Here is a 26089-nt window from a genome sequence, read left to right as displayed (position 1 = left end):
TGATCGAACCCTAACGATGGTCGTTCACGGCGTCGGGACCGTTTGAGTAGCCCTTAGCGAGACAGATTTCGTCTGCCATTCTAACTCCAGACGACGTAGAGGCGGCCAGCTTGTCCAGCCTCCGCGGCGAGATATTCTGCATAGCCAGCAGCGCCGCCCGTGCCGATGGTGAACGCGATGGTGCTCCCAACGGTAAGCTGACCGAGGGTGTATGCCCTCACGCAACAGCCGCCGCCGCCACCGCCAGCGCCGCCGCTCTCCATGTCGTCCCAGCCCCCATAACCGCCACCGCCGGGCGGCTGCGCGGCTACAAAAAACTCGCCGCCGCCTAACCTGCCGCCCGTACCACCACCGTTAGCGCCATTGCCTCCATGTGCGGTGCTCAATACGTACCACGAGGATACTCCCGCACCGCCCGTGTAGTTGGACGTACCGCCCGAGGCAGTGCCACCGACGCCAGCCGCAATGTCGGCACCGTTCCATGCCCGACCTCCACCGCCTCCGTTAGCCGTGAGGCCCAGAGAGGGAATGGACGATGCCGAGCCGCCCGTTCCTGAGTTGCTGAACCCGCAGCCGCCGCCGCCCGGACCCCAGAGGGTGAACGTGATGGTGTTGAAGGCCGGGACCACCAGCGAGCCAGACGCGTTGTAGGTAGCACTGCCGGGAGTTACCGGAGGCAGGCCGGTGATGCCCCGAACGGGGAGCATGATGCCGGGAAGGATTGCCCTGGGCCGGATGATAGCGGGCGCGAAGAGAGCGCGATCCTTCTTAGGAACCAAGAGGCGATTGCTCACAGCTTGCCCCCGGCATAGGCGATGATGCCCGCGTCGCACCGCTGACCTGAGATGTAGTTGTTCGTGCCGTTGGTGTTGTTATAGGTCGGCGCGGTGCCGCCAATGACTCGCCATTCCGATCCCACGGCAATCGTGTGCGCGCCACCCATCGCGATCTTGAGGCCGAACGCTTGTCCGCTCTTCAAATTCGTCGGGTTAGCAAGCGTGATGCTGCCCGTCGTCGTCATCTTGAAATTCAGTCCGGTAGCGAAGTCGATAGTGACGGTGCCGCTGACATTGCCTAGATCGACGACGCTTGCCGCGCTCCACAACGAACTCACGCTGAGAAGCTTGCTCGCGGTGTTCGCGCACAACTCGGCTGCGGTCGCAACAGCGCCCGCCGCGAGCTTCGCATACGTGACAATACCGTCTGCGATCAACGTGGTGGCATCGACGACGCCTTTCACGGCGAGCGCGCCGAGACCGAGATTGGTGCGCGCAGTTGCGACGTTGTCCAGGTCCGAAAGATTGCTTGCCTTCGAGACCTTGGTCCCGATAGCCGCATCGAGAACATCAAGAACTTCGCGGTCATCTTCGATGGCGTTGGCGATCTCGCCGAGCGTATCCAAAGGTAGCGGGCGCGGTGCTGACAAGGTTGGCGACCGCGTTCGCGATTGCAGGCGGCAACGTGCTGTTGAGAGCGGCCGTGATCATGTCCTTGACGCGCTTCACGACAGGCACAGCGTTGGTCGCGGTGCCGCCGGTCGCTTCCGCTTCCGTGGCGAGGCGGACGCCGCCCGTCACGGTCTCGGATGCCGTCGCGGTATCACCTTCAAGCGCGTCGATGTCACCGCTGATCGCCTCGATCGCGTTGCGGATGCGGGTAGCATCCTCACGCGCGATGTTGTCGGGATTCGGGAGCGGATAACCGCGCGAAGTGGTCTCTTCAGCCATTTACATTAACCCGTGGTGGACTGGACTGCGACGCAGCGGATGTTGCGAACGTTGGACCGAGCAGCGGGACCGCCCGTGATCACGACCTTCGCGCGCGAGATGTTGCTGTTGACGTGGTCGATCATGTACTGCCGCTCTTCCCAGCCGTCGCCGAGCGGCGTGGCCTTCTCAAGCGTCACTGCCGACCACACCGGGAGGCCAGCGGCCTCGGAGGTCTGGACCTGCGCAGTCAAGGTCGAGGTCGAGGGCAGATACACGTCGAGGATCACGCGAATCTTCGAGTCGGTGCCAGCCTCGAACGCACGGCTCACATAGTCGCCTTCGGACTGGATCGAGCCGGCCACGACCTGAATGTACGGCACCATGAGCGGCGACAGGGCCGCAGTGCCGATCATGCGCAGGCGGACCTTCAGCGTGCCGGTGATCGCGGACGGAAGCTGGATGTTCACCGCCGGACCCGTGACGTACTTCGCGCCGTTCGGCGCTTCAAACTCGACTTCGATAGCCGTGTTCTCGGGACGCTCGGCAACAAGCAGCGGCATGAGGTCAGAGCAGTTCGTGACGGTGACTTCGCCAACCTCAATCGTGCGCGTGGCCGGCGCATACTTGGCGACGCGCAGACGGAAGGTCAGCGAGCGACCCGGCTTCGGAAGCCAAGTGCGCGCGTCCGAACCGTCGAGGAAGGTGCCGAGCGGGAACGCGTTGCTCGTCACCCAGCCGTTGATCTGATCGAAGCCGCCGAGATCAGCGATGGCAACCGAGTGGATCGCATCTTCGGTCAGGACGGTGATCGCATAGTTGCGATCTTCGCGCAGCGTGGTCGGGCGGTCGAACGCAGCGAACGTCCAATGGGATTCAAGGCGCGGGGCGGTCGAAAGCGGGTCGATGGCCGTGACCCCATGCATGTCGAGCACGCTTTCGGCCACGACGCGCTCGGTCGGGATGCCGAGTTCGACTTCGCGAATCTGGATACGCACCGGCTTGTTGCGGTCGCCGATCTTGGTGAACTTTACGTCCACGCCGAGAACCTGACGCGGTTCCTGCAAGCGGAAGGTCTGCGCAACCGGATCGGGGTTGTACCAGTAGTTCGTGGTAATGACGTTGCGCTCGTTGGTGACGGTCGTCAGCCAGCCGTAGGCGGTGTAGAGCGCATTGCACTTCGAGCCGCCGAAGCCCTCGAAGCCGACATGCTTCACACCGACCGGGACGCCCGCCGGAATCTGGAATGAACTGACGAGCGTGCCATTGGCGTCGGCGCGGATCACACCGGCCGGCGTCACGTCGATGTCGTCGAACGTGACCTTCGTCAGGACTTCGTTGAAGCCCCACTTGTTGATCGTGAAGCCGACCGAACGCTGACGGATGGTCTCGATCTCGGTCGTGATGTTGCTCACGACACGATCCTGAAACTCTTGCGTCTGAGCCCACAGGACGCCGCCCCAACCGACCTGCCGGGCCGTCTGGATCGAGGTCCACACGTCCCGCGTCTCCGTCCAAAGATCAACGGAGGGATTCAGCGTGACATCGGTCGGCGGCGGGCCGAACGAAGAGTAGGGGTTGATCTTGGTCTCGCCCGTGATCTGGCGCTGCTCGAACACGTTCTCGGACGTGTAGGACAGCGTCGTGGGCGCCACCGGGAGCGTCGTGACGGTCGGAGTGATCGGGAGCCACAGCTTACCGCTGAAGATTGCGCCGGTTTGCGTGATGCCCTGATCGCGCATATCGTCGTCGAGCAGCGGATCGACGAAGACGCCGCGCTTGGCCGTCACTTCCTTGCGGTCCACGTCGCGCTGAAGCCGCTCTTCCGCAACGAGCGCGTAGAGATCGCCGACCATGCCTTCGAGGCTGCGCAGGTCGGAGTACGGCATGCGGACGGTTCCGACCTGGCGCACGGTCGGGACAAGGCCCCAATTGTTGAAGACATCGGCCAGTTTGACGAGCGTCGGCGCGACCTGCACGACCTGCGGTGCGTACAGCGAAGAGATGCCTTCGAGGTAGGAGATCACACCGGCTTGATCGACCACGACGGCGTCATAGCGCGGCAGCTTCGTGCGATACTTGACGTAGGCGACAGTGCCGTCCGCAGCGCCCGTGATGTTGAAGCGATCACGCTGGATGTTCGTCGGGACCGCATTGGTCAGGTAGCGGTAAGTGATCTGATAGGTCGAGCCCGGTGCCATTTCAGCGCCGGTCGGCGACCAATCAATCGCAGCGCCGGCCAGCTTATAGTCCGTGGTCTGAGTGTAGACGGTGCCGCCCTGCCGGACATCGCTGATCGAGAGCACGGTCGGATCGGGCAGCGCGTCGGACACGCCGGTATAAGCGCCGTGCGTCAGCGTGACGGTTTTCTCGGCGATGATCGTGCATTCGACGATTTCGGCGATGGGAGCGAAGCGAACGACGATGGTCTGCGCGCCGGAATTGACGGCATGCGGCTCGTCATCGATCAGGATGATTTCCGGGTTCTCGGTTACGCGCAGGCGATACGAGGCAGGCCGGGTTCGCTTGTAGCCGTAGACGTTGATGGTGCCTTCTGAGACGGTGAAGACCTGCTTGCCAGCGTCCATGCCAAGGGCTTGCACCTTGAAGCCGTCCACAACGTAGCCGCCGTGAGCTTCCCGGTCATAGCGCGCGAGCAGGTTCGCCCAAGCGTCGTCGATACCGGGCTCGCCGGGCGTATCAATGGTGCCGTCAGTGATGGTGTGGATCGGGAAGAAGTCGCCTTCCTCGCCGTCACCCTCAAAGCCCCAGCGCCCCTTCATAACGAGCGCCGAAGCGCCGGGCTCGCCCTGCGCGCGCGTGCCGGGGGCCATACCCTTCAGGGTCACGTCGTCTTCAAACGTCAAAGTGTACGTGCGCAGGCGAATGCCGATGACGATGGTGCCAACTGCGGACACAACGAGATTGCGCGCTTCGATGTCATGCACGGCGCCGCGAATGTAAACCTTGGCCGCTGCCAACCGCGCTTCAACCGTCGCGTTAACGATGGGGCCGAGAACGATTGCGCCGCCGCTGACGAGCGAACCGTCGCGCCAGAAGGCGTCGGCGATCTGCTTCACGCGGTCGGCGTCAATGTCCTGAATGACATTGATCTCATTGCTCGTCAGGAAGCGGTCATAGTGAGCCGCGAGGCGCTGGAAGCCCTTAGCGCGGTTAAAGGTGTTGATGTATGCCGGAAGGTTGTCGCGGGCGTCAGCCATTAGATCACCAAAACGTATGAGAAGCCTTGCCGCGAACTCGGAGAGCGAGCGATGCCGGCGAAGCGGTCGAGCAGAAGCAAGTATCCCGGCTGATCGACTTCTTCGGGAGTCAAGTACAGTTGCCCTTCAGGCACTCCCGCCTTGCGCGTGCCATCGACGAAGATGCCGACTTCGCGGATCGTTTCGGTCTGCGCTTCGAGGTAGTCGAACAAGACCTGCACATAGAGGTAGCGGGTCGGCGTGACCGAGACCGTCCACCGATTACCGCCCGGCGTGCTGATGGTGCCGTTCGGATCGGGATTGACGAACTCGACGGACGCGGCCTGACGACGGCCGACTTCGCTGACCAAGCCGGTGTCGGATGCGGAGAGCGGCGTAGTGCCGTAGACGACCTGCGCTTGCACCGTCGAGCCCGCAGAGATAGCGCCGCCGTTGACGCGCGTGACGACGCCCGTGTTGTTGTCATAGGTGTAGTCGGCGGGCGACTGATAGACCTGCGCGCTTTCGCCGTTGCGCAGGGTCAGTGACGCCACCGGGGCGTGATCGAGCGTGATGCGCTCGGGCGACCCGGCGAAGGTCTTGTTCACGACATCCGTCGCGCCCCACCAAGAGGCACCACGGCCCCACGCGAAGAACATCGGGCGCGCGCGCAAGGCGCCGGCCAAGCCCGCTCGGCCGCTATTAACCAGAAGAGCCATCAGGGCCTCCATAAATGGTGAAAGGTTCAAAGTAGGACCAGCCGAGTTGCGGCCAGGGCGAATTGGGCCAAGGCATCGACACGTCATCGGCGAGGTCGATTTGCTCGGCAGAGAATGCGGCCTGAATGGCGACAACGGACGGCTCGACGACTTCCTGATCGAGGACCGAACGGTCGAACACGAAGCCTTCCTCGAAGCGCGCAACACCCTCATGCGCCGCATAAGCGCCGCCGGACAGAACCGGCATCAAGTCGATGGGACCGCCGTGCTGGCGACCGAAGGAGAGCTTCGGCTTGATCCCCGACAGATAGACGCCGGACCAATCGTCGAGCAACGCACCATCGAGGCGCATCATGTCGAGGCGCACCGGCCGGATGTCATATCCGCCGTAGACGCGCCCCAGCACGCTCGATGCACGCTTCGAGAGATTGGCGAGACCGATCAGATTGATCAGCGTGGTCATCGCCGGCTCGGCTTCGAGACCAAGCTGGAACAGGCCCCAGCGCACGTCGCCGCGCGTGCCACGCTCATACTCACCTTCGAGGGCAAGCCAGTCGAAGATGATCTCGTATGCCTCTACACGGCCGCGCACCGTCTGCCAGTGCTTCCCTTCCTTATAGAGGCGCTGATGGTCGGGCGTGAACGCAGCCGCGTCCTCAAGGCCCCAATGGCGCAGCAACCACGGCAGGATGTCTGCGGGGATCGTATCGAGATAGCGCACGTCGATGATCGACTGCACAAGCGACTTGTAACGCTCGCGCGAGTCAACGACCTGCACGCTGGCACGTTCGAGCGGCGAAGCTGAGCGAGGTACGATGTCGATCAGGTTAGTCATTAGTAGGACCGACCCTTGAAGTTGAGCTTCACGGTGCCGAGCGCCACGGCCTCATTCGGTTCGGCGCGCACATACGAGTCGGCGGCCGGCGTGAGCATGACGATCCGGCGGACGCCAGACGTGCGCAGGGCCGCGATCACGAAGTCGGCGGTGAAGTCCCAGCCGAGCCGCCGCGCGGCGGCGAACTCAGTCTTGAGGCGCGCTTCGGCGCTCGTCAGTTCGTTGGCCGGCGCTTCGGGCAGAAGCCACACGTCAGCCTCGACGTTGACGACGCGGATCACCGCAGGCACAACCTCAATATGATCGTTGTCGCCCAGCACGGTCGGCTGATTGAGCGCGGCATTCACGGTCGCCAGAAGCTCGGGGCTCGCGACGCCGTTGGCTTCGGCCGACAGGATCGAGACCTTTACGCCGCCCTTGGAGTCGCCAGCAACGCCAACGTCGGCAACGAGCAGCGGCGCGGCCTCGAAGGCGAACCGCTTGTACCAATTGTCGGTGAAACCGCCCTGCCCCTTCTTGCGCTCGCGCAAACGGCGTCGCAGATCGTCGATGGTCTCGCCTTCGGCACGCTCCAAATTCCAATCCGACGCCTGCGCAATAAGATCGGCGCCCTGGCCGAAGTCGATCAGCGTGGCGCGGAACGTATCGTTGAGCGACGTGACATACAGCAGATCGCCATACGCGGCGTGACGGCAGACGTTGTTGATGGGGTCCGACCGCAGCATCCAAGTGTCCCAATCGAGACCTGCGGTCTCCAAGAGGCCACGCATCTGCGTCAGGCGCGCATCAAAAAGGATCTGAAACTCAGGCTCGCGTTCGATAACCGGGAGCGGCAGGTTCGGAAGCGGCGCGTCCATTATACATAGCTCCCGATCACGAGATTGTTCGCGACGATGACGCGACCTTGCGCATCGCGCGCTTCGGAGTAGTCGCCAAGATGACCACGCGGGTAATAGATGCCGTCGATGTCGAACGTCGCATGGCCGGCATCGGTCATGTCGGCGAGCGTCATCTGAATGATGCGGAAGCGCGGCTCTTCCGCCATCAACGCCTCTGGATTGATGCGATTGATCGCGTCCGGCACGGCCGCATAGAACTCGATCAGCGTGACCTGGCTCACGGCGCGGTCAACGAGGCGCGGCATCTTGGAGCCGAAATCGCGTGCCATAACGAGCCCCGCGAGGGGGGTGCTCAGAATGGTCGCAATCGACTGCCAGACATCGTCGATGCCTTCGAGCGGCCTGCCAGTGAAACGGTCAATAGTTGCCATAAGGCGTACCGTGCCGCGACGTAGGGATCGCCGACAGACTGGTTTGGTCGCCTATTACATCTTCGCAAACGTCTGCTTCGCCGGCCCGGCTTCGGTCACGACCTTGTCCTTGGCCTCGTCGCCTTCGTCGTCGAGACCGAGCATCGTCTTGCCGATGGTCTTGAAGGTCTCTTCGGCGGTATGGTGCGACTCGCTGGCCTTCGACTCGAACTTATCGCCCGCTTCGATCTGGACATTCTCTTCCATCTCGACGACGAAGTTCTTCGCCTTCAGCGTGATCGTGCCGTCCTTCATGACGATCTTGCAGCCCGAGCCTTCGAGCGTGATCGAGCCCTTGCCTTCAATGCCCTTGATCAGCCAGTCGCCCGTATTGCGGTCGTAGCTGATCTCGCCAAGGATTTCGTCTTCCTCGCCTTCTCCACCTTCCTCGCCGCCTTCGCCGCCCTCATCGCCCTCGCCACCTTCGCCGTCCTTGCTCTTCGGCTTCTGGAAGACTTTGCGCCAAACACCCGCCTTATCGGTCGTTTCCTTCTCGTCTTCCTCTTCGGTGTACTGCCCGGCGGGCATGACATAGGCCGTCGAAAGCTCGCCACCTTCGGCAAGCAGCGCGACCTTCTCACCCTTCTCCAGATAGTGCGTCTCGCGGTCGCCCTTGGCGCGACCGCCGGTCGCCGGGAGCCAATCGGTCAGGATGTAGTTGTCTTCGTCGTTCTCGTCACCGATCTCGATGCGATAGGACGGCGGGCTGCGCTTGTAATCGACTTCCTTGACGCGACCGAACTTGACGATGTCCTGCGCGCGCCGGTCAATGTCCGTCGCTTCGGGATCACTAACGCCGCCAGTGCTCGCGGGATCGCGCAGAAACTTCATGCGAGCCTCACGTCGGGTTGTTCAAGAAGTCATAGTCGGGCGCATCCACGTTGGAGCGAGCGCGCCATGCGGTGCGGTAATTGATCTGCCAAACGAGGCCGATAGCGCCAACGGGCCGCTTGACCTGCTCGGTGATAACGTCGATGTCGGACTCGATCAGGCGGATGCGCGCGGTCTCAAAGCCGGGAATCTCGAAGTCGCTAAGCGCAGCCTCCATCTCTTCGGCCATGTCGTCGAGCTTGTCGTCAACGGTCTCGCCGCCGAGCGTCATCGCTTCGGTGACAAGCGTCAGTTCGCGCTCGACGTTCGTAGCGATGCCCTCGACGCCATAGTCCTTGTCGGCGTTGTACTTCTCCATCCGCGCGTAAACGAGGATGGCCGGGCCATCTTCCTTCAGTTCCTCTTCGGAGACCGGCGCAAGCCGGCTTGCATAGACGCGCGACCCTGCGGCCGTGCGAAAGCTACCGTCCGGCAGCGGAAGGGCCAGTCGGTTTTTGAATGCGAGGCGGATCAGCTTGCGAGGATGGGCCATCAATCATTCGCCATCAAAAGGAGCAGCGTCATGCCGGTGCCGTCCGGTCGCTTGCCCTCGATCCTGTATTCGGTGCCCTTGATGGTCAGCTTCTCGCCCTTGCGACCGCCCTTGTGCAGGTCGGCCGTCCGGCACTGAAACGTCGGGCCAGTTGACTCGACGTGAGCGCCCATCTGCATCTGAAACTCCGTGCCGGTCCAACGGTTCGGATTCCAGTTGCTCCCTTCGTCATCGAACATGCCGGGGACAGTCTTCGGCTCAGCGCCGTCTTCACGCGAGACATAAGACGCCTCAACCCCGAACTCGTCGGGGTTGAGGAAGATCAACAGATCGTCTTCGGTCTCAACGGGCATCAGAGGCCCGTTTCGCGCAGAGCCAGGGCTGCGTCGATCTCGGCATCATTGATGTCGAAACCCACGATCTCTTCAATCGCCTTCTGCTTCGGCTTGCCCACGCGAGGGCCGGACTTGAAGTAGTCCTTCTTCTCGTCGAGCAGGTCGATAGCAGCACTGATCTCGGAGACGCGAACACTCGCGCCGCCCGACTGTTCTGAGGCGGGAGGAACCACGACAGCGGGCGGCGCGTCGCTGGTGGCATCCCCAGCGGACCCCGTGACCGCGACAACGGTCGCAGTCTGATCTTCGGCCAAGACAACGCGCGACGGGCCAAGGGCCTTCGCCGTGTCTTCGTCGAAGTCGTGCAAGCTGCCGGGCGGGTGATACCGCCCAGCGCGCTTGATCGTTACAAGACCTCGATAGATGGGCATTAGAGCACCTTCGCGCCCAGCGTGCCGTTCGCACGGTACGGCGCAATCAGCGGAGCCGACTGACCGAGGATGTAGCGAACGCTCGGGTCTTCCTCTTCCCAAGACTTCACGAAGAAGTCGCGGGCCTGAATGCCGGCCTTGAGGTCGCGGATCGCGCCGAAGTGACGGACGCCCTCGATCTCTCGGGAGGCCATGACGATCTCGCCAGCCGGAAGCACATCCTTCTCGAGTCCGGTCAACGGGTCGGTGTACTTGTCAGCGTGAACCCACAGGCGATAGTCACCGAAGACCGCAACCAGCTTCACGCCGGGAGTGATCAGGATCGGACCAAGCTCAGCGCGAGCCGCCGACAGGCCAGCCGTGGTCGTGTCGATCTGAAGACGCATCGACTTGGCGACCGCATCGGTGTCGGGACCGGCCATCTTTGCGCGGATGGCCTTCCACACGTCGCTCGCCATGAACACGTCGCGCACGACCAAGCTCGAATGGTCGAACACGGCCTGACCCCATTCCTCGATATCATTGAGCGGGTTGACGGCGGCGGTAGACCACTTGTCGGTGCCGGTCAGGACGATGGTCAGTTCGGCATCGCGGCCGAAGTCCACTTCCTGCTTCGGATACTCGTCACCTTCAAGGATGACCTTGCCGGTGCGCAGCACTTCGGCGGACATCACTTCGAGGCGGCGGGTCCACATCTCCAACTGCTCGTTGAGAGCAAAGGCGATGGACGCGGCGAGGCGCTGATCCGGGGTCAGAGACCCGCCGATCTTCTCGCCAGCGCGACGCTTGAACTGCTTGTTCGGATCGAACACGCGCTTGTCCTTGACGTAGGCCGGGCTCAGGGACGAGGTCTTGTAGCCGGCTTCGCGGATGACCTTGCCGGCCACGATGGGGCTGACGAGGGGCGAAATCAGGCGACGACCCTTGACCTGGTCGAACTTCACGTCTTCGGTCGTCGAGGTCTCGACGGTCGTGAAAAAGGTGTTGAGGAAGAACGCCGGGTTGAGCGGCAGTTCTTCAACAACGCGGTTGAGGGCGGTAGTGGAAAAGAGGTCCATCGTAGGGCTTCCCGTTTGCTTTCGTGGTTGTCTCGGTTAGCCCTGCGGCTTGACGAGCCAGATCGACTTGTCGCGGAACGTCGCGTCAATCGACCCGAGGGTGTGTCCAGTGCCGAGGATCAGCTTGTCCTGATCGAACTCACCGGCGATGTAGATGATCGCTTCCACGTCGGCGCTGGTGGCATCGACGGCTTCGGCCAGAATGGCGTCTACGACCTGCGAACCATCGCTCGCTGCGGCCAGCGACTTCAGGTACTTCTTGTCGGCCGTTACCTGACCGAGCACGGTCGCGGCGGCGAGAACGCCGGCACCGGACTTGATCACGGCCTTGCGCGCCCGCGTGTGACCGAGCGCGAACTGGTTCGGAACGAACGAACCCTCTTCCTTGAACTGTGCCACTAGCGGGCTCCTTAGTTGCCGGTCGCGAGCTTGAACGCGCCGAGAATTGCGTTGGCTGCGGCGTCGTCGCCCGTTGCCCGCTCCTTGCCGCTCGACGGAGCCACTTCAGCGTTCGCTTCGGTGTCCGTCTTCACGGCATCGGCGCGCTCGGTGCGCTTAGCCTTTTCAGTGCTGACGATCATTGCCGAGAACTCATGCGCCGAAGAGCCCGTTTCGATAGCCTTTGAAGCGGCCTCTTCGTAACCCGGCAGGGTCAGCGCCATGATGTCGGTGACGCGCTTCCGTTCGGCTGCGGTTGCAGCGGCAGACGCATCGACGGTCTCGACGGCAGCGGCTTCGGGGGCAACGACCGGGGCCGTTGCAGCGGCGGCGGCTTCCGCAGCCAGTTCTTCCGGGGTCTTTTCCATAGTCTCACTCTCTTGGGTTTGGCCGGATGCGGCCGGGTTGAATCCTGCAAAGGACTTGGGCTCTTCACCGCGAGACAGGCTCGCGAGAACGGATTCAAAGGTGCCGAAGCCATCGGCCATGCCAGCGTCAATCGCGGCCTTGCCGATCAGGACATCGCCCTTTCCGAATGCTTCGAGGACATGCGCCACCGACACGTTTCGGTTCTTGGCGACGGTCTCGACGAACACCGCAGCCATCGCATCGACGCGCGCTTGCACGCGGTCACGACCCTGCTTGCTGTTGAGGTCCACCTTCTTGAACGGCGACTGCGACGACACGAACTCATAGTTCTTGACGCCGCGCGATTCGTCGCGACCTGACGTGTCCTGGATGCCAGCACGAACACCGATGGAGCCGAGCGCGGCGGCAGGCCCGATCCAAAACTTGTCAGCGGCCGATCCGATCCAGTAAGCGGCCGACGCCGCCTGATCGCCTGCATAGGCGTGGATCGGCTTCACGCTGCGAGCGTCATAGACGGCCTGCGCAAGCTCGGAAGTGCCTGCCGCCTCGCCGCCGGGCGAATGGATGTTGAGCATGATTGCGCGCACGGACGCGTTGTCGAGCGCGGCCTGAAGGTCGCGCCGCAGCACATCATAGGAGGTCGCACCGCAAAACATGGTCATCAGGTTGGCGCGCTTGAACAGCGGGCCATCGACGTTGAGGATCGCCACGCCATCACGCACGGTCGCGCGCTCGGCACGATCAAGCTCTTGCGCGCGATAGGCTTCGAGCATCGTCGGTTCGATCTGATGCTCGCGCGATGCGATTTCGAGGACGGTCTGAAGCGCAGCTTCGTCCATCGCCCAATTGGCGGTGATCGCGGCGTCGAAGATCATCGGGTTGCGGATGCTGCGGATGGTCATTCGTCGTCCTCGTTGTGTGCCGGCTTCGGCTTGTTGCCACTGCCGCCCTTTTCGCCGCCGTTCTCGTCAGTCGGCGGCGGGGGTGCCGTGCCTTCCGGGGCGAGGATTTCGGGTTCGAGCTTGCCGGCGGCACGCGCCTTGTGCTCGCGGATGCGCTGCTTCGTGGTCTGCTCGAAGTCATCGCCACCGCGCTCGATGATCACGGCTTCGATGGTGCGAGCGCCAAGGCTCACGGCTTCGGCTTCAGCCTTCCATTCCTTCAGCGGGTCGAGAATGATGCGAGCCGGGCCGATCCATTGCGAGCCGAGCCAAGCGGCGCGACGAATGGGATCATTGAAGAAGCCGGGCGCGACGATCAGGCCAGCGTTGATCGCATCGGCCATGAACCATTCGTACACGGGCGCACAGAAGGCGCGGACAAGCCAAGTGCGCCGGTCGCGGAAGAACTGCGCCGCCATCTCCAAGGCCGCACGCGAGGCGCTGTAGCTCGCCGTGAAGTGCAGCATGAGCAGTTCAAACGGGATTTGCAGCGCAACGCCGATCTGGCGCACGACGGACGTGAAGAACGGATCGAAGTTGGACGTGTTCGCCGGTTGCGCGGTCTGGATGTCTTCGCCGGTCCCGATGTCAACGATGGTGCCCGGCCCCATCGTGATCTCGTTGGCACCCATGCCGGGGAATGCGCCCTGCGTGGCGCTGGCGAGTCCGTCGTCACCTTCGGTCTTCAGGAAGACCGTGAAGAACGACGACACAACGGCCTTCATCAACTCGGCTTCGCTGTAGCGGTCGAGTTGCTTCAGGATTTCGATGACAGGCGCAAGCTGCGGGATGCCACGGTTCAAGCCAGGCCGAAGGCGCTCGAACACATGGAGCACCATCTGCTCGCCGGACTTCGCACCGAACGCCGCAACTTCCTTGTAGCCGTACTGCGCATAGGTCGGCGAGTCGCCGGGATGGTCGTTGAGGATGTAGTAGCCAACCGGCGCACCATCTTCGTCGATCCTGACGCCGTCGCGGATGTAGTAGTCACCCATCTTCTCTTGCGGCGTGGCAACGCGGTCGGCCTCGATCACATTGAGCGCGAGCGGGACGATGGTCTTGCGCTTCGGCGTGCGCCGCAGGACGAACGTGTCGCCGGACTCGAACACCGTGTTGAAGACGAGCCCCTGAAGCTCATAGAAGTTCTGCGTGAGCGTGATGTCGGCGGTTTTGGATTGCGCCCAAAGATCGAACAGCGTCTCCGCGTTGCGCTCCCAAACTTCGGCGGCTTCTTCGGAGAGACCGAGCAGCTTGGCATTCAGCTTCGAGCGAACGCGCAGGCCGGTGCCGACGATGTTGCTCTTCGAGGTCGAGCGAGCGCCGGTAGCGATAGGATTGTTGCGGCCGAGGTCGCGCGATCGAGCGCGCAACGTCGGCAGATCGCCAAGCGTGTCAGCGTCGGCCGAACCGGGATTGGTGCGCCAAGTCTTCAGCGCAGCGCGGTTCGACTTCGCGCCGGCATACTGGCCCATAAGGTTGAGCGACAGGCGCGCATGGTAGCGGCGCTGCGCGAAGGTTGGCGCGACGCTCGCCAGAAGGCGATCCGTAAACGTGGGCGCGAGGGGCTTCATCACAGCGGAATGATCCGCTGAATCTTGACGCCGCCATTCTTGGCACGCGCACTCGCTCGCTCAAGGCGCTCGGCGCGCTTGTCGAGAACCTTCAGATCGCCACGCCAAAGCTCACGATCCTTGATCGTGTAACGCTGGCCGCTCTTCTCGACCTGACGGATCGATTCGAGGGTTTGTTCGAGTTGTTCTTCGACGCTCTGTGCCATGTCTCGAAGCTACGAGACATGGCGCGATCCAAAGAGACTACTTCCGTCGCCTTTAGCGCGCCTTCTTGCGAGGCTCAGTTGGGGCGAAGATCACAACGTCGTCAGGCGGAACGCCGCCCGCCATATAGATGCGCAACAGCATCTCGATAGTGCCAGAGACCGCCGACTTGCCGCTTTCCATGTTGTAGACATGGTCGGTGCCGTGCTTCTCGGACAGGCCGAGGGCGCGGACAAGCTCTTGGGCAGTCAGCGGAGCGCCGCCGGGCTTCCACATCTTGCCGAGCACCGCTCGGGCTTCCCGAATGTCTTCCTTGGTCATCATGCTTCGCATGTAGCCTGCAACCGCCTATCTTTCAACGCCGCGTGAGCGAAGACGACGCCGGCCGGTGCCGGCCGGTGCCGGGGTCGGCTCTTCCGCCGGGCCGGACATGGCCGCTCGCGGGGCCTGATTGAGAGTCGCAGACGCGGCAGCACGCAACGCGCCGAGACGCCGTTCCATGTTGATGCCGAGCGAGAGCCGCGCCGCGATTCCGTAGACACGCACGTCGAGCGGTTCGTTGCGCTGATGGACCTTGTGCCACTCCTTGACCGTGAAGCCCTTCTTGTCGGTCTTCAGGATCGCCTTTTCGGCGGTCAAACCCTCGAAGTGCTTCTTGTCATAAGGCGGCTCGATCTTCGGAAAGTGACAGTAGCCGGGACCGGGCTCCTTCACGCCAAGGCGTTTGTAGTGGACATCCTTGGCCTGATCAACGCCCAGCACGAACACCGTCACGTTCTTCGCCTTGTTGACCGTGCCCTTCGCAGGCCAGATCGGACGGCCGGGACCACCGATGCCCTTAATGGCGTAGACCTTCCTGATCTGGCGCGGCCGAACGAAGTTGTAGACCTGTTGCGTGAAGTGACCACCGGAGTCGATGCACGTCGCCTCGACGCGCATGTCAACACCGGCCGGATGCCGGAATGTGCGCATCAAGGCATGGTCGAGCACTTCCCAAAAACCGGGAGAGTTCGGGTCGCCATAGTAGACCTTGTAGTCGAGCGACCAACTTTCGTCGTCCTGACCCCAGCCCTGCCACTCGATCTCGAAGCGGTCATCCTGAATATCGACCGACGCCGTGATGGCGCCGACGCCGCTCGGAAGGATTTCGGTGGCGTCATACTCTTCGCGCCTGCCATAGATCGAATCCGGGTTGGCGCGCTCGCCGCGATCCTCCCACGTCTCAGCGAGGCGCGTGTTGACCCACGTCTTCAGACGCTCGGGATGCTTCTTGACGAGCACGAAGTCGCGCGCCATCTCGCCAAGCGCGCGCCAGGGCGAAGCGATGCGGTTGAGATGGAAGCCGGCGTGGCCCTTGATCTCGGGCCGCGTTGCGAGCCACACGCCCCCAGCGATGGCCTGAAGTCGCTCGGCTTCATCCCATCCGTGATCGCAGAGTTCGCCGGTCGTCGGGTCGTTGTACTCGCAATGATACTTCGCTTCGAGCGGAGCGCCTTCGGGCCAGCGGACTTGCTTCCAGCGAAGGTGTTGCAGATGTCCGCACTTCGGGCAGTTGACGAAGAAGCGCCGCTGATCACTTTCCTCATATGAGGACTCGATACGCGACGCGCCCTTGATGGTTGGCGTCGAGACGAGCGCGATCTTGCGGTTCCAGAACGTCGTCGTTCGCTCGATAGCGAGCGAAACCGGGTCGCCTTCCTTGCCGGCGCTCGCCTCATAGCGATCAACTTCGTCGCAGAGCAGGATGCGGATCGGACGCGACGCCAGCGATGCAGGAGAGTTCGCGCCGGCCATCGTGATATGACCGCCGGGATACTTCTTGTGAAGGATCGTGTCTTCGGAGTCGCGCGCGTGGTTGCCGAGCTTCGCCGCAAGCTGCGGCGTATCGCGGATCATCGGCGCGAGACGATCCTTCGAGTATGCTTCGGCCATCTGCAACGTCGGTTGCAGAATGAGCATCGGGCAAGGATCGAGATGGACGTGGAAGCCAGCCACGTTGTTGATGACTTCGGTCTTCACCGTCTGCGCCGCGACCATACAGGTGATGATCTCGATGTCAGGATCGGCGAACGCGTCCATGATGCCGCGCGACGGCTCTACGCGCGACGTAGACCACTTGCCGGGTTCGGAGGACGCTTCGGGCGAGAGGATACGGTATTCGTCCGCCCATTCGGAGACCGTCAGCTTCGGCGGCGGGCTGAAGCTTTGGGCAATGATCTCCCGCACCGTCGCGCGAAGCTTCTCTTCATGCGCCGGGTCGAGATCATATTCGTCGAGGACGGCGATGATATCCATCGTCAGATGTCCGACCTCCGTCGAAACTCAGGACATCGCTGACGGGACTCGGTCATATCGCCGTGGTGCTTGGACTCCGCACGGCCGCAGCGACCGTCAAAGTCACCTTGCTTGTGCCATGCGGTGCAGGACTCACAGCAATTCGGGGGCCATCGAAGCCACGACGGCTTCATGGGTACTTCTTCACTAGACATTTTCTTCTTCTGGCTTCGAAGGTTCGTCGGCGAACGACTTGATCTCGGTCAGCGCCTCGCGGATCAGGCGATCCAACTCGTTGACGAGCTTTTGGGTCTTCTCTTGCGTGCCGACCGCGAGATGAATCGTCGGGCGAAACTTCGAGGGGATCGCGAGAAGGCGAGCACGCGCGTTGGCGATCTCGTTCGAGAGCACGCGCGCGATCATTGCGACCGGGCGAACAAGCTCCATCTTCTGCGCGAGTTCGATTTCGGCCGTCTTCGCCTTTGCTACTTCGTGACGGAGCCGCGCCTTTTCGATGGTGATCGGCTCGCTGCCGTCATTCATCGTCGCGGCCGTTTCCGCCTTCCTAAGCGCACGCTCGCGCGCGAGAAGCCACTTCAGGCACTTCTCGGTATCGAACTCGAACTGCTTGCCGCGCCCGCCGTGCGTTTCCACCGGCAGGCCGTCTTCGATCCATGCGGAGATGGTCGGCAGCGAGTAGCCGAACAGGTCGGCAAGCTCTTGCCGGTTGACGATCTTGCCCATGCTATTCGTCGATCTCGACGCCCAGCGCGATCAGCTTCGCATCAACGGCGGCGATGCGACGGTCGAACTCGGCGACGACGGCGGCCTTGACCGCCTCGATCATCTCCTTGTCCTGGTAGGAGCCCCTGATCGTGATGCCGAGACCTTCGCCGTGCGACGCGACGCGATGCGCCGCCTTCAGTTCGTCTCGGGCCTTCAGAAGGCGCTCGAAGTCATATGCCTGCGAAATCTTCACGGCCGCACCGGCTGGGTTTGCATCGGCGGCAGGCCAATGGTGGCCCTCGCAACGAGGCGAGCAACGAGGTCATCGACCTGCTTCATCGTTTCATCGAGCCGGCCGAGTTTGTTCACGATCACCGCCGACGCGCTGACTTCGACCTGATACCGCTCGGTCGGCTGATCCTTCGGCACCAAACCGGGTTGCCAGACCTCCCAAACGCGACCGTTCATGCGCTCGATGGCGACGCCTTCGTTCGCGTGCCTGCAATCCTCGAACAGGACGCGCTCGGGCTGCTCGATCCAGAGCTTGTCGGTCTCGGTCGCGATCCAGAGGTCGGGAGACATCCAGTCGCGGCCCCAAGGCTTGCCAAGGCCCTCCATCGCGTGACGCGGCGTCTTGCCGTTGAGCCAATCGGACGGCTCTTCCTTCAGATCGCCGTCGATCATGCGCTCGATGGTGGCTTCATCGCAGCCGCGATAGCGCAAGAAGGCGCGCAGCATGTCCTTCAGAGCGCCAGCGAAGCGCCCACGGACGAAACCGTGCTTTTCGATGAGGTGACGAGCGACAGTGGTCTTGCCAGACCCAATAAGCCCCTTGAGGCCGACGACGATCATGAAACGAAAGCTCCCGTTGAGAGCTATACGGTCTCAATCGGTATTGTTTCTTTCGAGTGCGTTTGAATATCCCTTGATCCCAACGGATGAAAATCCGGTCATAGACCGGAAAATAGGCCCTTTCGGCGCTTCTGGCCCTTCTCGGGCCTCAAGGTTGCAACCCTGCGCTGAGAACAGAAAGTACCCTTTTTTCTCTCGTATCTAGAAAAGGTGGACGGTCGCGCGTCACCCGCACCCCACACCCCCTCGAAAGTACCTTTTTCCCTCAAACGCCGCTTTGACAGAACATTTTTCACGCTTTGCTCAGTCTCATAGAATAATCTTGTGCTTCGCGCTTATCGTTTGATCGCATGCGATATAACCTGCGGTTGTATGGCCCGCGCCGCGGAGCCCAGCGCAGACCGCTTTCCCCAATGATATCAATGTGTTGAATGCGGTTCGCTTTGCGCGTTTCGTTCGCTTTCGCTTGCGTCTGCGCGGCTCGATCGCTTTGCGCGAAATGATCTAAGCTATTGATATTGCTTGGCTCTGCGCTCGTAAGCCGGTTTAGGTGCAACCTGGTCCGCATTATCCGGCGCCTTGCCGGTTTCGTCCGTCGCCATCCTCCGAAATCATTTGACGATTCCGGTCTTAGTCCGTTATGGACTGTCTAACGACGGATGGCCCGTCGCTAGCAACGGACGAAAGGCAAACGGACATGACAACGCGCAACGATGGCGGACTATCGCAGGCAATCGCTCAATTCCATTCAATCGTGGAAATGGTCTCCGCGCTCCGCTTCGCCGAAAAGGCCGGCAATGATCGCGCGGAGAATGAGGCCCGCGAGCGGATCAACGAAGACGCTTTAAGCGTCGAAGTGCGGTCCGGCTGGTACAGCCCCGGCAATAAGGAAGACTCGAGCCCGGCAGAATACACAATCTTGCTTTGCACTGGCGGGCCTGCGGTGCGCATTCGCGGCGAACTAAGCGACTATTGCGAGCCCGAGTCCGCTTTCATCGAATATCAGGATTGGTTCACGGGCTGGACTCGTTGGACTCCCGGCAATTCGCAGAACGTCGAGTCAATCTTGCTCGCCTATTCCGCCGTTTTCTATTTCGGCGAATAGGAGCGCGCGCAATGCAAATCATTGGCCGCAAGGTTATCGCCTCACGCAATGAAGTCGCTGCATTCAATGCAGCGTGGCCATGCAGCACGCTTCGCAGCACGCGCGCTTATTGGTTCGATTTCGATAGCAACGGCGATCTGGTCGATACCGATTGCCCCGAACAGGATGACGGCCCCGCCGCGTCTGCGATGGCTGAAGACTGCAAAGCCTACCTTTTCGACAACGTGCAAGCCCCTTGGATGGAAGCCTAAGCCATGCCGCAGTTTGTTCTAAACGACGTTCCAGCCCCGCGCAGCTATGACGCGTTGAGCGATTTCGCAAAGGGTTATGTAGAAGCGATGTTTTTCACCAATGGCGACATTGGCGAAGAAAACGACGAACACAGACTCAACCGCTTAGGCGTTGCGCGTCTTACGCGCGCGGCAATCGCAGACCTCGCAAAGGATTGCGCCGCGTTCTGGCAAGCCAACGAAGCACACTTAACGGCCGCGATGGAATTAGAGCCGGGCTCCGAAGGCTTTCGCTATGGCCGCAACGAACTAAACGACGAAAGACTCGGCAATCTCTTTTGGTTTGCCCGTCAGGGTCATGGCGTTGGCTTCACAGACGACGGGCACGCGGCATGCCTTGAAGCATTGCAGAACGCGGCTCGCGCTTTCGGCGAAGCCTACTGCGAAACGTGGCGCGGTTGGATTTACCACCGCTAAGCCCGCGCAAATCTCAATCCCTCTTCAGATATCAGGACTCCCGCAAATGACACTCTCCGCAGAATCCGCCGTCGCCATCCGCAACCGCGAAACCGCGCTCCGCAATTGGTTAGGCAATCGCACTAGCTACCATCCGTCAGAATTGCCGGCGGATATCATCCCGCCAACGAATGAAGAGCGGAGCGCGCTAGAAGTTTTTGAGTTTCTGCGCGACAAGCCCGCGCGCTACTTCCTTTATATCAACCGGGAAAAGGGAGTCGCGACGACTTGGACGGGCGAAGTTTTGGGCCGCGTTACCTTTGGCCGCGAATATCGCGACAATTTCGGAGGCAAACGCATTGCGGTGCGGATTGCCGCGATTAGTGGCGACGAATACCACGGCACATATTTTGTTAGCTCTGGCGATTATGCCCGCGTCCAAAAAGTGAAGCGCGCGGAGTCCTTTCAAATGTCCGTTGAGTATACGGACACTTTCGGAGGCGAAGCCAATTATTGCTGGGTTAAGCGCGAGACTCTGACTCTCCCGGTTGGCGCGACAGACCGGCAAATCATGCGAGCCGCAAAGCTTGCAATGGGACTCAACGCCGTACGCGGCCGTTTGGAGTCGCATGGCGATGGCTTCGCCTTTTATCCGTATCGCTCCGCAACCGTCATGTTTGTGCAGACGATTTATTGAGGCCCGGCAATGTCGATGCAAATCAACTCAATCGCAGACTTTCGCGCGGCCGTTCGCAATGGCCCCTATGCATGGCCCGGCGGTTATCCGCTCTATTTCGTCACAAGTGACGGGGCCGCGCTTTCGTTTGAAGCAGCGAAGCAGGAACGCCGCAACATTCTGGAATCCATCCGCGACAAGTCTAACGACGGATGGCGAGTCGTGGCGGTTGCCATCAATTACGAAGACTCGAGTCTGTTCTGCGATCATACGGGCAAGCGGATCGCGTCCGCATATGCGGAGGACGACGCGCAATGATTCAGGTTTATGCCGTCGAACTAGCGCGCGCTGTTTTTGTCGCACTTTGCATCGCCTTCGTTGTCACAGTTGCGGGCATTGCCTGCACTCCGCTCTAAATCAGGATCGATTCCCATGTCTGACGAACCATTGACGGCCGTCCTATTCCGCGCGGACAAGCGCGGCCCACACAAAGGCGAAGTTACTGCCGTATTCCCTCGCGAAATCGACAACGGCAATCTTATGGGTTGCTATGCGCATATCGGGCAGCATGGCAGTTGCTCGCGCGAGTGGTACGCGACAACGCGGCCCGCGACTCCCGCAGAATACGAAAGCCTAAAGCGCGAGCTAGAGTCGGCCCCCTTCGGCTATCGCTTCAAAGTCTACAAGCGGATTCCCGGTTGGATGGCATAGGGCGAAACGACGCGGTGCGCGTCGTCTGGCGGTTGTGCCGTCACTGAAGAGCCCAACGCCTTCAGAACATAGGAGTCACTAAATGCAATTCCGAATCCGCGATATCGCCACGGGCGAACTAACTGGAAACTTTGCGGCGTTTGATCCAGCGAAGACGGAAGCCGAAAGGCTTTGCGCCGCGAATGATCGCCAGCGGCATTTTTCCGTTGTCCGCATTGAAGACGTTTACACAACGCAATTGCTTGAAGAGGCATTGCGCAAGCCTAAGACGCTCGCGGATCGAAGCCGCTTGAACCGCGATCACAACCGCTAAACCCATTTGCGAGTCCCCTGTCCCTTCCATCGGACATTCCAAGGGGACTCGCTTCTAACAGGATGCAAGCCAATGGCTGATTTTAGGATTGAGTTTAAAGACTATCCGCCGGACCAAATGCCCGCCATGCCGGCGGGCTTTGTCGATTCATCATGGGGCAATGACGTTTGCCCGTCGTTTACGAACGAAGCCGCAAAGCTTGTCATTTGGTGCGACTATCCGAAGCCGGAAGAGCGCGAATTTCCAGAGTGGCTACGATTCCACGTTTGCGCGATTGACGAGTCGGCAGACAACAATCTGCGCGATTTGTTTTGGGCGGATGACTGGCAAGCCATCGTTGGCTTTGTTGAGTCTCGCATGTCGTCCGATGCAACGCGCGTCGATTACGCAAGCGACAACGAAGCCGGGGCCGATATGGCGCTAGGCGAGTTGATCCGCAATTTTCACGCAACCGGCGGATTCCAATTCGGACACAACGAGTCAGACCTGCGGCACGGAATAGCGAGTCGTGGATGGTACGAAGGACTCCACCGTAACGGCCGTTATCTTGTCTTGAACGTGCAAAAGCACCGCAAAGCCTAATCATCCCCCCTCGCAATCAATCGACACAATAGGAATCACAATGTCCGACACTTTCAAGACTAAACTCGGAACCACAAAAGCAGGCGAGCGGACTCGCATTTGGATTGAAGGCGCTAGGCTCGCGGCCGTAGGCTTTACGGTCGGCAAGCGATTCAAGCGCGAATGGAGCGACAAGACTCTAACCCTGTCCGTCTGCACTGAGTCGCAATTCAATGAGCTAACGCGCGCGGAGCGCGGCACGGTTAGCGGCAAAGGTGACAAGCCAATTATTGACGTGACTGGCGCGCAGGTCGCGGAGACCTTTAGCGGCTCGCATGCCGTGGTGACGTATTCGGCTCGCCTAATCACCATCCGTAACGCGTGACGAACCACGACGCATAGAAAACGGCTCCGCAGGCAATTGCGGGGCCGTTTCACTATGCGCCGCTAGGCGAGTCGAGCGAAAGGATTCGGAGCAATGCGCCGCTACTGGCGCGAGTCGGATAGTTCGCCGCGTGATTTGTGCGGCGATAACGGCCGCGCGCGTCTTCACAAGGCTGTGACGCGTTGTCGCATTCTGCAACCGCGAGGGGGCCGAAGTGTAACGACGCGCGCGAATGGCGACCGATTGCCAGACGCGATTAGAAGCCCGTGCAATGTCGTATGGAAAAGCGGGGCCGTGGTAGCGGGGCATTGCCGAAAGCTTATGGGCCGCGCGCGCTGGCCGCTGGCGCTACGCGCAAAAAACGTCGGACTCTGCCGTGATCGCCTGCACGTTCTAGGCGAGAGAAGATTTTGCGCAGCGATTTTCGAGATTGGTGACGAGCTTCGCCGGAAGATCGCCGAGATCGGCTGAGTGGCCCGTCGCTGTAAGGAAAAAACGTAGCCTAAAAATTTTTTTCCCCGCGAGGTTTAAACGTGGTGGCCCTCGCGGTCCACGCCTTGAGTCAGAAGCTCCCATCGCATTGAGCGACAGTACGAGCGGACGCGCTCGATGGGCCAGCCACGCATGTAGCGTAAGATCGGCGCGATAGTGCCGCACACGACGCCACCAACGACATCCGCCCCAGCGCAGAAGTGCGGCGCGCTGATGCGAAGCAGGCCGGTTTCGCTCGTAGGGGCTGACATCTGCGTCCGATGGGTAATTTGCATTTTCTGCAAAGAAGTCGATGTGTCGGGGATCTTCACCACCGCATTCGTCCTGGCACGCTCGGGCCAGTGCGGGGCCGATTGAGGCGGCGATTGCGACGACTGCGATCAGGGCCAGCCGTGGGTTGCGCCTCGATCGTGGGAGGGGGGAGTCGTTTTCGTCACATTTCGATTCATGGGGGCCGAGTCATCTTCGCCAAACGAGGGGGGAGTCGTTTTCGTCATCGAGTGCTCGCGTTCACGACCGCTCGATAGAAGTGATGGGGGAAGCGCGATTGAACGACACCGCTAACGGTGCCGAAGAAGTCCCAATTCTCGGAGATGTCCGCGCTGTTCTGAAGCATGGCGAGGGATTGGAGCGGCTTCCGTGCCTTGCCCTTGCGGCGCACGATGAAGACCCGACCGCCAGAGACGATCTGAAACGGCTTCTTCTTCTGGTTTTCCATCCGGTTCAAACGACGACGCACCACCGTATGCACGGGGGCACTGGCAATCGAGCCGTAGGGTTTGATCAGGATGCCGCCCGTTGCCAGACGGCCGTTGCTGCCACGCTTCGAGCGGATCGACAGGCTGTTGGCTGCTTGCTTCTCACGTCCGGCGCCGATGACATGGCGCTCCATGTACTTGTCGATTGAGCCGACCTGCGCCTTCAGGTTTCCGCCATTCGCCGGCTTGATGCGAATGCCGCCGACGATCCACGGACGACGAATGACGAACATGGCTGGGACTTGCGTCCGCAATGCCATCTGCGCGTCCTTGGCGGTGAAGGTCAGCGCCTTCGCGGTCGCGGTGTTGATGCTACTCTCGCGCAATGCGTCGAGGCGTTCGAGCATCCCCTTCGTGAGCGTGAGCGTGATCTGCATTACAGCCGGGCTCGCACTTCAGCTTCAACCAGGTCGGCCAGTTCTTCCGGCGTCGTGGCCTTGATGGTGATGATCTCGAAGCCGAGAGCGGCGAGCAGCTTGTGACGGTCGCGTTGCGCCTTCGAGCGCGATCCCTTTGGCGTCTTCAGTTCAAAGCTAAGCAGGCGAGCCCGCGTCATGTAGACACGAACATCGGGCTCGCCTGCGGTAAGACCCGTGACCTTTGCTTCCATCCGCTCACGGCGACTGCGCTTCGCGCGGTTCATGTCGCCAGCGCAGGCGATTGGCAGACCTTCGTCTTCCATTGCGTGCAGGCGTGCGATCACCGCAGCCTGATAGCGCCATTCGGGGATGTTGTTGACGATCCGAGTTTCCATGCGACGAAGGTCGCGTGGATCGACAGCCTTGAAGAGACCGATCCGGTCTCCGTCAGGTAACGACGCCCAGCTTCGGCAAGACCCGACCATCGGACCCGACTTGCGGCTCGCCGAACTCGGCGGCGAAGTACCGAAGCCCCTTCCGGCCACGGTCGGACGTGCGGGCCATAGCCGAGAAGATCAACCCGCCCTGCTCCAACATGGTGCCGACCTCTTCGACCCGCTCGCGCTTCAGGACGCCAGCCGTAGTCCTGACGATCTCATAGGCGGCAATGCCGGCCGGTCCCGCCTTCTGGATGTAGCTGAAGACCCGCTCTTCATCCGGCAGGTTCGCGGCGACACGCTTCGGCACCGGGATCAGCTTCTTCGCGAGGGGGGCGTCTCCCTGCTCAAGTTCCGGCTGCGTCTCGATGACAATCGGCATCACCGCCGGGAAGACGAGCCACAGGAACTTGCGCACCAAGCCGACCTGGATCGCGTTGGCGTCCATGAACCGGCGGAAGACCGCCATCACGTTGCCGGCCTCGACCGCGATCGAGCGCCTGATCTCAGCCTGAAGCTGGGGCTGATCCATCCAGCCACCGCTCGGCGTGTTGGACTTCAGCACGGCGATGTTAACGGCCGCAGGTCCAACGTCGGTGAACAGGCCGAACAGTCTCGGGTCGATCAGCACCGGAAGCTTCACGTCCACCGCCGGGGGACGACCGCGAGCCGGTCGATGGCTCGCCGGGAAGATGCGGGCATGTCCTCTGCGCACCGACATCCAGATCAGCTTCTTGCGATGCAGATGCCGAACGACCTCGTCCGCAAAAAGTGGGGAGACCCTGATCGCCGCCACGTAGGCATCGAGCGTCATCCCCTCGCCCGGAATCTCAACGTCCTCAGACGCGCGCTCCCAGCCCTGCATCGTCTTCCTAGTCATCCGTCAGCCGTCCGTTCTGCATATTATCTCCCATCCGTCGCCCGAACCGTCAAAAAGGGGGTTATGAGGGTTTTGAGGGTTTCAGTTCCCTATATAGGGGTAAGGTGCAAATCACACTAAATTACATCCAATAAATATGATCTATATATTACCTCTATATATATAACCGAAACCCCTAGAACCCGTTTTGAGCCTTCAGTTTCAGGCAAAACCCCCGAAACTAACCCCCATCGGTTTTCGTCAAAACTATAACCGTTAGAACGCCGAATTACGATGCCGAAATTCCGTCTGGCCGTCAACGGATCGTTGACCAAAACCGGCCCGTCATCCGTCAACATCCCTCACAAAGTTCTTGCTTTCCTTTTCGTCCGTCGCTATCCGTTGAGGCACGGGAG

The 26089-nt window shown here is 61.2% G+C and carries 34 protein-coding genes; 9 read left to right on the top strand and 25 right to left on the bottom strand.

Going from position 1 to position 26089, the window contains the following annotated elements; translation table 11 throughout:
* Positions 1–80: 80 nt before the first annotated feature.
* The 22 genes from CQ13_RS25645 to CQ13_RS25540 form a co-directional block, all read right to left on the bottom strand.
* Positions 81–707, bottom strand: coding sequence for a hypothetical protein (locus tag CQ13_RS25645; RefSeq protein ID WP_156433905.1), 627 nt, complete (start codon positions 705–707; stop codon positions 81–83).
* 83 nt (positions 708–790) lie between these two features.
* Complete coding sequence (locus CQ13_RS25640; protein WP_156433904.1) at positions 791–1426, bottom strand: hypothetical protein; 636 nt, start codon at positions 1424–1426, stop codon at positions 791–793.
* Positions 1362–1727, bottom strand: coding sequence for a hypothetical protein (locus tag CQ13_RS25635; protein ID WP_057845612.1), 366 nt, complete (start codon positions 1725–1727; stop codon positions 1362–1364). The genes CQ13_RS25640 and CQ13_RS25635 overlap by 65 nt, the downstream gene beginning before the upstream one ends.
* A 5-nt stretch (positions 1728–1732) precedes the next feature.
* On the bottom strand, positions 1733–4927 hold the full coding sequence (locus CQ13_RS25630; RefSeq protein WP_057845611.1) for a DUF4815 domain-containing protein: 3195 nt from the start codon (positions 4925–4927) through the stop codon (positions 1733–1735).
* Positions 4927–5592: a hypothetical protein gene (locus tag CQ13_RS25625; protein WP_245309308.1), complete on the bottom strand. Its 666-nt coding sequence runs from the start codon at positions 5590–5592 to the stop codon at positions 4927–4929. Before CQ13_RS25625 ends, CQ13_RS25630 begins: the two co-directional genes overlap by 1 nt.
* Before the next feature lie 16 nt (positions 5593–5608).
* Positions 5609–6460, bottom strand: coding sequence for a hypothetical protein (locus CQ13_RS25620; RefSeq protein WP_057845610.1), 852 nt, complete (start codon positions 6458–6460; stop codon positions 5609–5611).
* Positions 6460–7317 (bottom strand): baseplate J/gp47 family protein, encoded by an 858-nt coding sequence (locus CQ13_RS25615; RefSeq protein WP_057845609.1) that lies wholly within the window; start codon positions 7315–7317, stop codon positions 6460–6462. The genes CQ13_RS25620 and CQ13_RS25615 overlap by 1 nt, the downstream gene beginning before the upstream one ends.
* Positions 7317–7730: a GPW/gp25 family protein gene (locus CQ13_RS25610; protein ID WP_057845608.1), complete on the bottom strand. Its 414-nt coding sequence runs from the start codon at positions 7728–7730 to the stop codon at positions 7317–7319. The genes CQ13_RS25615 and CQ13_RS25610 overlap by 1 nt, the downstream gene beginning before the upstream one ends.
* A gap of 54 nt (positions 7731–7784) precedes the next feature.
* Positions 7785–8600 (bottom strand): phage baseplate assembly protein V, encoded by an 816-nt coding sequence (locus tag CQ13_RS25605; RefSeq protein WP_057845607.1) that lies wholly within the window; start codon positions 8598–8600, stop codon positions 7785–7787.
* A gap of 7 nt (positions 8601–8607) precedes the next feature.
* Positions 8608–9132: a hypothetical protein gene (locus CQ13_RS25600; protein ID WP_057845606.1), complete on the bottom strand. Its 525-nt coding sequence runs from the start codon at positions 9130–9132 to the stop codon at positions 8608–8610.
* Positions 9132–9485, bottom strand: a complete 354-nt coding sequence (locus tag CQ13_RS25595; protein WP_057845605.1) for a head-tail joining protein — start codon at positions 9483–9485, stop codon at positions 9132–9134. Before CQ13_RS25595 ends, CQ13_RS25600 begins: the two co-directional genes overlap by 1 nt.
* A complete protein-coding gene (locus CQ13_RS25590) occupies positions 9485–9898 on the bottom strand; it encodes a hypothetical protein (protein ID WP_057845604.1) in 414 nt (137 codons plus the stop codon). The genes CQ13_RS25595 and CQ13_RS25590 overlap by 1 nt, the downstream gene beginning before the upstream one ends.
* Positions 9898–10956: a major capsid protein gene (locus tag CQ13_RS25585; protein ID WP_057845603.1), complete on the bottom strand. Its 1059-nt coding sequence runs from the start codon at positions 10954–10956 to the stop codon at positions 9898–9900. The genes CQ13_RS25590 and CQ13_RS25585 overlap by 1 nt, the downstream gene beginning before the upstream one ends.
* A gap of 36 nt (positions 10957–10992) precedes the next feature.
* A complete protein-coding gene (locus tag CQ13_RS25580; RefSeq protein WP_057845602.1) occupies positions 10993–11355 on the bottom strand; it encodes a head decoration protein in 363 nt (120 codons plus the stop codon).
* 11 nt (positions 11356–11366) lie between these two features.
* Positions 11367–12665 (bottom strand): S49 family peptidase, encoded by a 1299-nt coding sequence (locus tag CQ13_RS25575; RefSeq protein ID WP_057845601.1) that lies wholly within the window; start codon positions 12663–12665, stop codon positions 11367–11369.
* Positions 12662–14275 (bottom strand): phage portal protein, encoded by a 1614-nt coding sequence (locus CQ13_RS25570; RefSeq protein WP_082637638.1) that lies wholly within the window; start codon positions 14273–14275, stop codon positions 12662–12664. The genes CQ13_RS25575 and CQ13_RS25570 overlap by 4 nt, the downstream gene beginning before the upstream one ends.
* Positions 14275–14481 carry a hypothetical protein gene (locus CQ13_RS25565; RefSeq protein ID WP_057845600.1) on the bottom strand — a complete coding sequence of 69 codons (207 nt, stop codon included), beginning with the start codon at positions 14479–14481 and terminating at the stop codon, positions 14275–14277. The genes CQ13_RS25570 and CQ13_RS25565 overlap by 1 nt, the downstream gene beginning before the upstream one ends.
* Before the next feature lie 52 nt (positions 14482–14533).
* Positions 14534–14800 (bottom strand): hypothetical protein, encoded by a 267-nt coding sequence (locus tag CQ13_RS25560; protein ID WP_197427433.1) that lies wholly within the window; start codon positions 14798–14800, stop codon positions 14534–14536.
* A 27-nt stretch (positions 14801–14827) separates the two neighbouring features.
* On the bottom strand, positions 14828–16774 hold the full coding sequence (locus CQ13_RS25555) for a phage terminase large subunit family protein (protein WP_057845598.1): 1947 nt from the start codon (positions 16772–16774) through the stop codon (positions 14828–14830).
* A 186-nt stretch (positions 16775–16960) separates the two neighbouring features.
* Positions 16961–17497: a terminase small subunit gene (locus CQ13_RS25550; RefSeq protein WP_057845597.1), complete on the bottom strand. Its 537-nt coding sequence runs from the start codon at positions 17495–17497 to the stop codon at positions 16961–16963.
* A 1-nt stretch (position 17498) separates the two neighbouring features.
* Positions 17499–17732: a hypothetical protein gene (locus tag CQ13_RS25545; protein WP_057845596.1), complete on the bottom strand. Its 234-nt coding sequence runs from the start codon at positions 17730–17732 to the stop codon at positions 17499–17501.
* Positions 17729–18331 carry a P-loop nucleotide/nucleoside kinase family protein gene (locus CQ13_RS25540; protein ID WP_057845595.1) on the bottom strand — a complete coding sequence of 201 codons (603 nt, stop codon included), beginning with the start codon at positions 18329–18331 and terminating at the stop codon, positions 17729–17731. Before CQ13_RS25540 ends, CQ13_RS25545 begins: the two co-directional genes overlap by 4 nt.
* Before the next feature lie 697 nt (positions 18332–19028).
* Here CQ13_RS25540 and CQ13_RS25535 point away from each other — a divergent pair.
* The 9 genes from CQ13_RS25535 (at position 19029) to CQ13_RS25495 (ending at position 22768) form a co-directional block, all read left to right on the top strand.
* Complete coding sequence (locus CQ13_RS25535) at positions 19029–19436, top strand: hypothetical protein (RefSeq protein ID WP_057845594.1); 408 nt, start codon at positions 19029–19031, stop codon at positions 19434–19436.
* 11 nt (positions 19437–19447) lie between these two features.
* On the top strand, positions 19448–19687 hold the full coding sequence (locus tag CQ13_RS25530; RefSeq protein WP_057845593.1) for a hypothetical protein: 240 nt from the start codon (positions 19448–19450) through the stop codon (positions 19685–19687).
* A gap of 3 nt (positions 19688–19690) precedes the next feature.
* Complete coding sequence (locus CQ13_RS25525) at positions 19691–20143, top strand: hypothetical protein (protein ID WP_057845592.1); 453 nt, start codon at positions 19691–19693, stop codon at positions 20141–20143.
* A 46-nt stretch (positions 20144–20189) separates the two neighbouring features.
* A complete protein-coding gene (locus CQ13_RS44585) occupies positions 20190–20819 on the top strand; it encodes a hypothetical protein (protein ID WP_057845591.1) in 630 nt (209 codons plus the stop codon).
* Positions 20820–20834: 15 nt separating this feature from the next.
* The gene (locus CQ13_RS25515) at positions 20835–21116 is read left to right on the top strand and encodes a hypothetical protein (RefSeq protein WP_156433903.1); all 282 of its coding nucleotides are present in this window, start codon (positions 20835–20837) and stop codon (positions 21114–21116) included.
* 114 nt (positions 21117–21230) lie between these two features.
* A complete protein-coding gene (locus CQ13_RS25510; RefSeq protein WP_057845589.1) occupies positions 21231–21509 on the top strand; it encodes a hypothetical protein in 279 nt (92 codons plus the stop codon).
* 82 nt (positions 21510–21591) lie between these two features.
* A complete protein-coding gene (locus CQ13_RS25505) occupies positions 21592–21822 on the top strand; it encodes a hypothetical protein (RefSeq protein WP_057845588.1) in 231 nt (76 codons plus the stop codon).
* 72 nt (positions 21823–21894) lie between these two features.
* Positions 21895–22404 carry a hypothetical protein gene (locus tag CQ13_RS25500; protein WP_156433902.1) on the top strand — a complete coding sequence of 170 codons (510 nt, stop codon included), beginning with the start codon at positions 21895–21897 and terminating at the stop codon, positions 22402–22404.
* Positions 22405–22444: 40 nt separating this feature from the next.
* Positions 22445–22768 carry a hypothetical protein gene (locus tag CQ13_RS25495; protein ID WP_057845586.1) on the top strand — a complete coding sequence of 108 codons (324 nt, stop codon included), beginning with the start codon at positions 22445–22447 and terminating at the stop codon, positions 22766–22768.
* Positions 22769–23753: 985 nt separating this feature from the next.
* On the opposite strand, the gene CQ13_RS25485 is transcribed toward CQ13_RS25495, so the two are convergent.
* From CQ13_RS25485 to CQ13_RS25475, 3 genes are read right to left on the bottom strand one after another with little or no spacing between them, the layout of a single operon-like run.
* The gene (locus CQ13_RS25485; RefSeq protein ID WP_057845584.1) at positions 23754–24395 is read right to left on the bottom strand and encodes a hypothetical protein; all 642 of its coding nucleotides are present in this window, start codon (positions 24393–24395) and stop codon (positions 23754–23756) included.
* Positions 24395–24772 carry a VRR-NUC domain-containing protein gene (locus CQ13_RS25480; protein WP_057845583.1) on the bottom strand — a complete coding sequence of 126 codons (378 nt, stop codon included), beginning with the start codon at positions 24770–24772 and terminating at the stop codon, positions 24395–24397. Before CQ13_RS25480 ends, CQ13_RS25485 begins: the two co-directional genes overlap by 1 nt.
* Positions 24773–24824: 52 nt before the next feature.
* Entirely contained in the window at positions 24825–25694 is an 870-nt protein-coding gene (locus CQ13_RS25475; RefSeq protein ID WP_156433901.1) for a hypothetical protein, read from the bottom strand.
* Positions 25695–26089: the final 395 nt, after the last annotated feature.

This window comes from Bradyrhizobium retamae (assembly GCF_001440415.1).
GTDB classification, from domain to species: Bacteria; Pseudomonadota; Alphaproteobacteria; order Rhizobiales; family Xanthobacteraceae; genus Bradyrhizobium; species Bradyrhizobium retamae.
This window is presented reverse-complemented; position numbering and strand designations above follow the sequence as displayed.

Excerpts from the sequence above, each read along its gene's own strand:
- CQ13_RS25645 (WP_156433905.1), bottom strand. The coding sequence starts at position 707 with ATGCTCCCCGTTCGGGGCATCACCGGCCTGCCTCCGGTAACTCCCGGC.
- CQ13_RS25570 (WP_082637638.1), bottom strand. The coding sequence starts at position 14,275 with ATGAAGCCCCTCGCGCCCACGTTTACGGATCGCCTTCTGGCGAGCGTC.
- CQ13_RS25605 (WP_057845607.1), bottom strand. The coding sequence starts at position 8,600 with ATGAAGTTTCTGCGCGATCCCGCGAGCACTGGCGGCGTTAGTGATCCC.
- CQ13_RS25595 (WP_057845605.1), bottom strand. The coding sequence starts at position 9,485 with ATGCCCGTTGAGACCGAAGACGATCTGTTGATCTTCCTCAACCCCGAC.
- CQ13_RS25535 (WP_057845594.1), top strand. The coding sequence starts at position 19,029 with ATGACAACGCGCAACGATGGCGGACTATCGCAGGCAATCGCTCAATTC.
- CQ13_RS25610 (WP_057845608.1), bottom strand. The coding sequence starts at position 7,730 with ATGGCAACTATTGACCGTTTCACTGGCAGGCCGCTCGAAGGCATCGAC.
- CQ13_RS25555 (WP_057845598.1), bottom strand. The coding sequence starts at position 16,774 with ATGGATATCATCGCCGTCCTCGACGAATATGATCTCGACCCGGCGCAT.
- CQ13_RS25550 (WP_057845597.1), bottom strand. The coding sequence starts at position 17,497 with ATGGGCAAGATCGTCAACCGGCAAGAGCTTGCCGACCTGTTCGGCTAC.
- CQ13_RS25600 (WP_057845606.1), bottom strand. The coding sequence starts at position 9,132 with ATGGCCCATCCTCGCAAGCTGATCCGCCTCGCATTCAAAAACCGACTG.
- CQ13_RS25475 (WP_156433901.1), bottom strand. The coding sequence starts at position 25,694 with ATGACTAGGAAGACGATGCAGGGCTGGGAGCGCGCGTCTGAGGACGTT.
- CQ13_RS25635 (WP_057845612.1), bottom strand. The coding sequence starts at position 1,727 with ATGGCTGAAGAGACCACTTCGCGCGGTTATCCGCTCCCGAATCCCGAC.
- CQ13_RS25530 (WP_057845593.1), top strand. The coding sequence starts at position 19,448 with ATGCAAATCATTGGCCGCAAGGTTATCGCCTCACGCAATGAAGTCGCT.
- CQ13_RS25525 (WP_057845592.1), top strand. The coding sequence starts at position 19,691 with ATGCCGCAGTTTGTTCTAAACGACGTTCCAGCCCCGCGCAGCTATGAC.
- CQ13_RS25485 (WP_057845584.1), bottom strand. The coding sequence starts at position 24,395 with ATGCAGATCACGCTCACGCTCACGAAGGGGATGCTCGAACGCCTCGAC.
- CQ13_RS25630 (WP_057845611.1), bottom strand. The coding sequence starts at position 4,927 with ATGGCTGACGCCCGCGACAACCTTCCGGCATACATCAACACCTTTAAC.
- CQ13_RS44585 (WP_057845591.1), top strand. The coding sequence starts at position 20,190 with ATGACACTCTCCGCAGAATCCGCCGTCGCCATCCGCAACCGCGAAACC.
- CQ13_RS25480 (WP_057845583.1), bottom strand. The coding sequence starts at position 24,772 with ATGGAAACTCGGATCGTCAACAACATCCCCGAATGGCGCTATCAGGCT.
- CQ13_RS25505 (WP_057845588.1), top strand. The coding sequence starts at position 21,592 with ATGCAATTCCGAATCCGCGATATCGCCACGGGCGAACTAACTGGAAAC.
- CQ13_RS25560 (WP_197427433.1), bottom strand. The coding sequence starts at position 14,800 with ATGACCAAGGAAGACATTCGGGAAGCCCGAGCGGTGCTCGGCAAGATG.
- CQ13_RS25615 (WP_057845609.1), bottom strand. The coding sequence starts at position 7,317 with ATGGACGCGCCGCTTCCGAACCTGCCGCTCCCGGTTATCGAACGCGAG.
- CQ13_RS25565 (WP_057845600.1), bottom strand. The coding sequence starts at position 14,481 with ATGGCACAGAGCGTCGAAGAACAACTCGAACAAACCCTCGAATCGATC.
- CQ13_RS25590 (WP_057845604.1), bottom strand. The coding sequence starts at position 9,898 with ATGCCCATCTATCGAGGTCTTGTAACGATCAAGCGCGCTGGGCGGTAT.
- CQ13_RS25575 (WP_057845601.1), bottom strand. The coding sequence starts at position 12,665 with ATGACCATCCGCAGCATCCGCAACCCGATGATCTTCGACGCCGCGATC.
- CQ13_RS25510 (WP_057845589.1), top strand. The coding sequence starts at position 21,231 with ATGTCTGACGAACCATTGACGGCCGTCCTATTCCGCGCGGACAAGCGC.
- CQ13_RS25620 (WP_057845610.1), bottom strand. The coding sequence starts at position 6,460 with ATGACTAACCTGATCGACATCGTACCTCGCTCAGCTTCGCCGCTCGAA.
- CQ13_RS25495 (WP_057845586.1), top strand. The coding sequence starts at position 22,445 with ATGTCCGACACTTTCAAGACTAAACTCGGAACCACAAAAGCAGGCGAG.
- CQ13_RS25515 (WP_156433903.1), top strand. The coding sequence starts at position 20,835 with ATGCAAATCAACTCAATCGCAGACTTTCGCGCGGCCGTTCGCAATGGC.
- CQ13_RS25585 (WP_057845603.1), bottom strand. The coding sequence starts at position 10,956 with ATGGACCTCTTTTCCACTACCGCCCTCAACCGCGTTGTTGAAGAACTG.
- CQ13_RS25540 (WP_057845595.1), bottom strand. The coding sequence starts at position 18,331 with ATGATCGTCGTCGGCCTCAAGGGGCTTATTGGGTCTGGCAAGACCACT.
- CQ13_RS25500 (WP_156433902.1), top strand. The coding sequence starts at position 21,895 with ATGGCTGATTTTAGGATTGAGTTTAAAGACTATCCGCCGGACCAAATG.